5 protein-coding genes are annotated in these 4898 nt (G+C 64.7%); 3 read left to right on the forward strand and 2 right to left on the reverse strand.

Annotation, left to right across the window (positions count from 1 at the left end):
- The coding region (locus WCB02_RS31620; protein WP_423964360.1) for an acetolactate synthase large subunit at positions 1-1081 on the forward strand (1081 nt) is incomplete at its 5' end.
- Positions 1082-1230: 149 nt separating this feature from the next.
- Positions 1231-1749 (forward strand): hypothetical protein, encoded by a 519-nt coding sequence (locus WCB02_RS31625; protein WP_423964370.1) that lies wholly within the window; start codon positions 1231-1233, stop codon positions 1747-1749.
- On the opposite strand, the gene WCB02_RS31630 is transcribed toward WCB02_RS31625, so the two are convergent.
- Positions 1744-3129: an oligosaccharide flippase family protein gene (locus tag WCB02_RS31630; RefSeq protein ID WP_423964363.1), complete on the reverse strand. Its 1386-nt coding sequence runs from the start codon at positions 3127-3129 to the stop codon at positions 1744-1746. The genes WCB02_RS31625 and WCB02_RS31630 overlap by 6 nt on opposite strands.
- Positions 3130-3245: 116 nt before the next feature.
- The gene (locus tag WCB02_RS31635; protein ID WP_423964366.1) at positions 3246-4085 is read right to left on the reverse strand and encodes a protein-disulfide reductase DsbD domain-containing protein; all 840 of its coding nucleotides are present in this window, start codon (positions 4083-4085) and stop codon (positions 3246-3248) included.
- 126 nt (positions 4086-4211) lie between these two features.
- On the opposite strand from WCB02_RS31635, the gene WCB02_RS31640 reads away from it, so the two are divergent.
- Positions 4212-4862 carry a YqgE/AlgH family protein gene (locus WCB02_RS31640; RefSeq protein ID WP_423964368.1) on the forward strand — a complete coding sequence of 217 codons (651 nt, stop codon included), beginning with the start codon at positions 4212-4214 and terminating at the stop codon, positions 4860-4862.
- The last annotated feature ends 36 nt before the right edge of the window (positions 4863-4898 follow it).

Consider the following 4898-nt stretch of genomic DNA (forward strand, 5'->3'; position numbering starts at 1 on the left):
GATCCTGCCCGCGGATACCGCGTGGAACGAGGCCGACGGGATCGCGCAGGCGCCGGCGCAAGCCCAGCAGGCTGGCTTCTCCGCGCCGGCGGTGGAACAGGCTGCCAAGGTGCTGCACGGCAACGGCGCCGAGACCCTGCTGCTGGTCACCGGGAGCGGACTGACCGAGCAGGGCCTGGCGCTGGCGCAGCAGATCGCGGGCAAGACCGGCTGCCGGGTGATGGGCCAGACTTATCATCCGCGGATGGCGCGGGGCCGCGGCCGGTTCTCGATCGACCGCATTCCTTACGTGATCGAATCGGCGCTGCCGATCCTCAAGGATTTCAAACATATCGTGCTGGTCGAAGCCAACGATCCGGTCGCGTTCTTCGCCTATCCGAACAAGCCCAGCATTCTGAAGCCCGAAGGCTGCGAGGTGCACCGCATGACCGCCTGGGGCGAAAATTCGGTCGCGGCGCTGGAAGCGCTGGCGGATGCGCTCGGCGCCAAGCCGGCCGACGTGAAGCCGCAGAAGCTCGCCGAGCTCAACAAGCCGACCGGCGCGCTGAACCACGCCTCGATCGCGCAGGCCATTGCCTGTGCGATCCCTGAAAACGCCATCATCGTCGACGAATCCATCACCACCGGGCGCGGCTTCTTTCCGCCGACGGCGGCTTCCGCCCCGCATGACTGGCTGCAAAACATGGGCGGCTCGATCGGATTTTCGACACCGGTCGCGACCGGGGCCGCGGTCGCCTGCCCGGACCGCAAGGTAATCTGCATGGTCGGCGACGGCAGCGCGATGTACACCTTCCAGTCCCTGTGGACCCAGGCGCGTGAGGGCCTCAACGTCGTGACCATCGTGTTCGCCAACCGCATCTACCAGATCCTGCGCGGCGAGTTCGACGGCGTCGGCGCCGGCGAGCCCGGCAAGCGCGCGCTGGACATGCTGAAGCTCGACCGGCCGACCATCGACTTCGTCGGGCTCGCCAGGGGCATGGGGGTCGAGGGCCGCGCGGTCACCACCGCCGACGAGTTCAACAAGGCGCTTGCAGAAGCCATCGCAGCACCAGGGCCGCGGCTGATCGAAGTGCAGATGTAGGAGAGTGCCGCCGGCTGCCGACGAGGCGCCGGCGGAATGCCGCGAACGACGGGGCGTGATTGCAAGCCAACGTGCGCGCGCCGGCGGCGCGACTTGATCCTGCCGGTTCTCGCCGGTTCTCGCAAATGACGGCGGCGTTGGTGGGGACCATGCAGTCCGAGCTGAGTACACTCGTCGACGCGCTCGATGCATTCTTTGCGTGCGAGACGTTTCTGTTCGAGAAGGATCTCGGCGAGCGCGCGCTGACGCATCGGCTCGCCGTATATATCGAACGGCAGTTCGCAGGCTTCGACGTCGACTGCGACTTCAATCGTCTCGGCGAGCGCACCTTGCGGCTGCCGAAGGCAACCATCGTTTCGACCGACGACACGCTCGGAAAATCGATTTTTCCCGACATCGTCGTGCATCAGCGCGAGGTTCCCGACAATCTCCTGGCGATCGAAGTCAGGAAGGCCGCCAATCATCAGCCTCTGGACCACGACCGGCACAAGCTGCGGGCGCTCACCGATCCGCATTTGTGGTTCGCCTACCGGATCGGCGTGCTGCTGATCCTGGCAAGACGAAGCGTGCTCTATCCGGAAGTCTATGTCGGCGGCGTCATCGACCCGGTCTTGACGGCCTTTCTTGCGCTGCGGCTCAAGGAAGCAGGATTGGGCGGCCCGCTATAGGCCGCGCGGAGCAGCCTTGCCGAATGCCAGCACGTGGAGGCCGAGCCTGCGGCGGACGATCCAGAACAGCAGCACGGTCTCGAAGACCAGCGACAGCGAGGTCGCGGCCGCGGCACCATGGCCGCCGAAGCGCGGCACCAGCGCCAGGCACAGCGCCACGTTCATGACGAACGCGAGCGCGTAGGCGAGCGCGCAGATATGCTGATGGCCGAGCATGTTCAACAACCGCTCGACCGGGCCGATCGCCGCGCGCACCACGAGCCCGATCGCAGCCATGAACATGATGTCGTAGCCAGCGACGAACCGTGCGCCGAACAGCCATAGCAGCGGCTTGCCGAGCGCCAAGAGCGCGATCGTGGCGGCAAGCGACGGCCAGAACGTCCAGTTGATGGCGTGCCTGACATAGGCCGACAGGCGTTCCTCGTCGCCCAGCGCGTGATACTCGGCGAAACGATGCGCCGTGCTCGCCGACATCGCGTAGTGAATGAAGGACACCAGCGACAGCGTCTTGACCACCGCGAAATAGACGCCGACCTCTTCGGAGGAGCGAAACTGCTGCAGCACCAGCACGTCGGTGTAGGACAATAGCAGGTAGAAGCCTTCGACCAGCATGATCGGCAGCGAGATGCCGAGCCATCCTCTGGCGTCGTAGGCCTTTGGCCCCGGCGCGATATGGCCGGCCAGCCTGCGGTTCAGCGCAATCATCTGCCCGATCATCGCGATCCACACAGCAGTCGCGCTCGCCAGCATGGCCGTGGTGGCGTCGAGATGAAGACCGAGCGCGAAGGCGCCCATGGTGAGGGCGATGATCAATGCCTGCCGCACGATGAATTGCGGCATCAGTCCAAGCCGCATCCAGTCATGCGCGCGCGCGATGCCGTCCTGGGTGTTGGCGATCACGAAGGCGGGCAGGGTCAGGCAGCCAATATAGAGCGGAACGACCGCGCCCGCCTCGATCCAGGGGGCGATCAGCTTGACGAGGCCGGCGAGCAGCAGGGAAACCCCGACCGACGCCGCGAGCGTCATCCAGCGGCCGCCGGAGAGAAAGCCGCGCAGCAGCGCGTGCTCGCCGCGGGCGCGATATTCCGGGATGATCTTCTGCGCGGACGACGAGAGGCCGAAGTCCATCATGCTGCCGAGCAGCAGCACCCAGGTCCACGCATAGACATAGATGCCGTAGTCCGATCCGCTCATCCAGCGGGCCAGCAGGATCAGCAACAGATAGGCCAGCCCCGCGCTCAGCACGCGGATGATGAAAATGGTGCTGGCGAGCCTTCGGGTCACGGCGGCCTCGTCCGAGCCGCCCGCCAGCAGCGACTTGAGCCGCGCGGTCACGCCTGCCGACAGGGCTGTTGCGGGCGGAGTGTCCATGACGGCCACGGCGAAACCTTCAGATGAATACCGCCGAGGCGGCGAGGGCGAAGACGTGGTCTATCAACCGCCCGTTAAGATTCGGTTGGATCGATGCGGTCGTTGCCCGGAATGACCCTTTCGGGTCAATTCAGATTGATATTGAACTCGTAGGCTCGATCGCCGCCGACCAGCGTCAGCTTCAGCGCGGCGCCTTGCGGATTGACGCCGGGCGGCACGCCGTCGAGTGCAAAGGCGAAGCGCTTCACGCCCGGTGGCCCGTGGGCCAGCAGCTTGGGCACCGGCAGGCCCCAGTCCGGCGTCGGCCCTTCGACGAACAGGTTCACCTCCCGCGAGTCCGGAGTGAGCACGTCGACCAGCACCTCGGATCGGCCCTCGCGCTCGACGTCGCGGATGGTGAGCGGATTGGGGTCGCCGACATTGGCGGGTTTGGGAACGGTGTCGAGCGCTGCAAACAGCGCGCTGTCCTCGGTGCTTGCCACGCTGTTGAACGTCAGTTCGACATTGGCGTCGACAGGGATGCAGATCTTCTCGCACACCGCATAATTGATCGCGGCGCGAAGCGTCACGGGTTTCTCCGGATTCTTGGCGACGATTCGAAGCGGCAGCACGATCTGGTTGTGATAGCCGAGCGAAATACCGCCCGCGCCGTCGTCGAACTTGGTCGGCGCCGGCCACAATACCGTCACCGCTTCGATGTTGTCCGACTTGGAAAAATCGAACCGCGGCGGCACGCCGGAATCGCCGGGCGTGCGCCAATAGGTCTTCCATCCGGGATCGAGCTGGAAGCCGATGCCGCCGAGCAGCACCGAGCCGCTATGCGATCCCGCCAAAAGTCGCACCGCGGAATGGCCGTCCCGCTGCCATGGCGAGGCATCCTGGCCGTGGGCGCCAGCGACAGGCGAGGATGCAATGACAATTGCGGCGAGACCGAGCGCGGCGCGTATTGGAACCATGTCAAACATGAGACGTCTTTACAGGCTGGCACCGGGGCGAACCATTGAATTGCTTGTGAGCGTCAACCCCGAAGCTTGATTGACAGAACGGCCACCCAATATCAGGATGTGATCCAACACGAGAGCCCTTTGCGGATGGACCCTGAAGGCAAAAGACGGGACGAGATCAGCCGCAAAGCTTCCTGCGCTGGCGACGACGCGTCCGGCCACGGCTATCTCGACGGACAATTGCTGGTCGCGATGCCGGTGATGGGTGATCCGCGCTTCGAGCGGTCGGTAATTTATCTCTGCGCCCATTCGGCCGATGGCGCCATGGGTATCATGGTCAATCGTCCGGCCGGCAGCATCGATTTTCCGGAACTTCTGGTGCAGCTCAATATCATCAAGAAGGCCGACCAGATCAAGCTGCCGGAAAATGTCGAGACCCTGAAGGTGCTGCGCGGCGGACCGGTCGACACCGGGCGCGGCTTCGTGCTGCATTCGAGCGATTTCTTCATCGAGAATGCGACGCTGAAGATCGATGACGGCATCTGCCTGACCGCCACCGTCGATATCCTCAAGGCGATCGCGAACGGCTCTGGGCCAAAGCATGCGATCCTGGCGCTCGGCTATGCCGGCTGGCGCGCCGGTCAGCTCGAGGCCGAGATCCAGGACAATGGCTGGCTGCATTGCGATGCCGATCCGGACCTGGTGTTCGGCGACGACGTCGACGAAAAATATATGCGAGCCTTGCGCAAGATCGGCATCGATCCTGGCATGCTGTCGAACGCGGCCGGCCACGCATAGGCGCCTGCGCGCTGCGGCGGGCGAATGCGCATCCAG

The sequence above is a fragment of the Bradyrhizobium sp. genome (assembly GCF_049581145.1).
Classification (GTDB): Bacteria; Pseudomonadota; Alphaproteobacteria; order Rhizobiales; family Xanthobacteraceae; genus Bradyrhizobium.